Source organism: Massilia sp. CT11-108, assembly GCF_047302915.1.
GTDB lineage: Bacteria > Pseudomonadota > Gammaproteobacteria > Burkholderiales > Burkholderiaceae_D > Telluria > Telluria orientalis.
Window position 1 is genome coordinate 1 of the sequence record NZ_JBKYMO010000692.1, and the last position, 2,351, is coordinate 2,351.

Below are 2,351 nucleotides of genomic sequence, written 5' to 3' on the forward strand. Positions count from 1 at the left end.
TGGCCGGACGGGCGGCGCGCGACGGCGCCATCCTCGTCGCGGCGGGCGGCGACGGCACGCTCAACACGGTCGCGCATGCGGCCGTCGCGCACGGCTGCGTGTTCGGCGTGCTGCCGCAAGGTACCTTCAATTATTTCGGCCGCACACATGGCATTCCGGAAGACCTGGCCGAGGCCGTGCGCGCTCTGCTGCACGCCCGCGTGCGGCCCGTGCAGATCGGCCTGCTGAACGAGCGGATCTTCCTCGTGAACGCGAGCGTTGGCATGTATCCGCACCTGCTGGAAGAGCGCGAGCACGACAAGCGCCAGTACGGCCGTTGGCGCGTCGTGGCCCTCCTGTCGGCCGTCAAGACGGCGCTGCGGGGCTACCGCAGCCTGCGCATCACCCTCGAACTGGACGGCCAGACGCGCCACCTGCGCACGCCTACGGTCTTCGTCGGCAACAATCGCCTCCAGATGGAACAGGTGGGCATGCATGCACTCGACCATGCGCTGGACGAAGGACGGCTGGTGGCGATCGCGCCGCGGCCCGTCGGCCGGATGCGGATGCTGGGGTTGCTCGTGCGCGGGGCGCTCGGGCGGCTGGGCGAGGCGGAGGATGTCCAGGCGTTCGCGTTCCGGAGCATGACGGTGCGCGCGCCGCTGCTGTCGGCGCGGCGCAGGCTCAAGACGGCGACGGATGGGGAAGTGTGCCGGATGCGGTTGCCGCTGCGGTTCGAGGCGCTGGAGGGGCGGCTCTTGCTGCTCGCGCCCCCCGAAGACGCGGATGAGGAGACGGCAGCGGGCGCCGCCGTCGCAGCGCGCTAGCCTTCGGTCGCCGCGACCAGCCAGGCCTCGAGCGCCTCCAGCGGCATCGGCCGGGCCATCAGGTAACCCTGCACCTCGTCGCAGTCGGCCGCGCGCAGGAAGTCCAGCACCTCGGCCGTTTCCACGCCTTCCGCCACGACGGACAGTTTCAGCGCATGGGCCATGTCGACGAACGCCTTGATGAAGTCGAAGGCACTGATGCGGCCGTCGGCCTGCAGCACGAACGAGCGGTCCAGCTTGAGCACGTCGATGTGGAAGCGGCGCAGGTAGGCGAGGCCGGAATAGCCGGTGCCGAAGTCGTCGACGGCCAGCTTGACGCCCAGCGCGCGCAGCTCGTCGAGCATGGCGGCCGTGCGCGGGATGTCTTCGATCAGGGCGCTTTCCGTCAGTTCCACTTCGAGGCAATCGGCGGGGAGGCCGGTATCCGCCAGCGCGGTGCGGACGTCGTCGACGAACCCCGGCTGCGCGAGCTGGCGCGCGGAGACGTTCACGGACACGCGGATGGTGCGGCCGTGACGGTCGATCAGGCGGCGCGTCTGGCGGCACGCCTCGTTCAGCACCCAGCGGCCGATCGGCAGGATCAGGCCCGTCTCCTCGGCGATGGCGATGAATTCGCCCGGCGAGACGCGTCCCAGGTCCGCGCTGTTCCAGCGGATCAGCGCCTCGATGCCGACGACGTTCATCGTGCGCAGGTCGATGCGCGGCTGGTAGTGCAGCTCGAACTCGGCGCGCGCGAGCGCGGGCCGCAGCGCCATCTCGAGCGCCATGCGCGCCTGGGCCGCGAGCGTCATCGCCGGTTCGAAGAAGCGGTAGCGGTTGCGGCCCGCGCGCTTGGCGCCGTACATCGCCGTGTCGGCCGTCTGGAACAGCAGCTCGCGGGTGCCGGCGTCGTGCGGGAACATGCTGATGCCGATCGACCCGCCGGCCGTCACTTCCTGGCCGCCCACGCGCACCGGCAGCGCCAGCGCGTCGAGCAGCTTGGCCGCGATCACTTCGGCATCCTGCGCGCCCGCGCACTCGGCCGCCACGACGAATTCGTCGCCGCCGAGACGGGCGATCACGTCGCCCGGCCGCATCACCTTGCGCAGCCGCGCCGCGACTTCGCACAGCAGCGCGTCGCCCAGCTCGTGGCCGAACGAATCGTTGACTTCCTTGAAGCGGTCGAGGTCGAGGAACATGACGGCGACGGCGCGGCCGTGCGGACACTCGTCGAGCATGCGCTGGACGCGCTCCTGCAGCAGCGCGCGGTTGGGCAGGCCCGTCAACGTGTCGTGCGTGGCCAGTTGCTGCAGCCGGCGTTCGGCCTGCTTGCGGTCGGTGATGTCGCTCATCAGGCCCGTCACGGATTCCACGTTGCCGCACGGGTCGCGCCGCACGCTGCCATTGAACAGCACGTGCACGGAGCCGCCTTGCGCGTGGCGCAGCACCGCCTCCACGCCCTGCACGGGGGCGTCGGCGTCGTGCGCCGCGAGGCCGTGCCAGGGGAAGGCGACGAACAGGTCGTCGAGCGTGCGCCCGAGCAGCGCGGCACGCGACGAACTGAAA

2 protein-coding genes are annotated in these 2,351 nt (G+C 70.9%); one reads left to right on the forward strand and one right to left on the reverse strand.

The genetic code is table 11. The annotated features are described in order from the left end of the window. Positions 1–806 (forward strand): diacylglycerol/lipid kinase family protein (locus ACEN88_RS29520; RefSeq protein WP_413345422.1); only part of this gene is annotated, 806 nt, incomplete at its 5' end. Here the strand turns inward: ACEN88_RS29520 and ACEN88_RS29525 are convergent. Further along, on the reverse strand, positions 803–2,351 hold a 1,549-nt coding region (locus tag ACEN88_RS29525), incomplete at its 5' end, for a putative bifunctional diguanylate cyclase/phosphodiesterase (protein ID WP_413345424.1). The two genes, ACEN88_RS29520 and ACEN88_RS29525, sit on opposite strands and share 4 nt — an antisense overlap.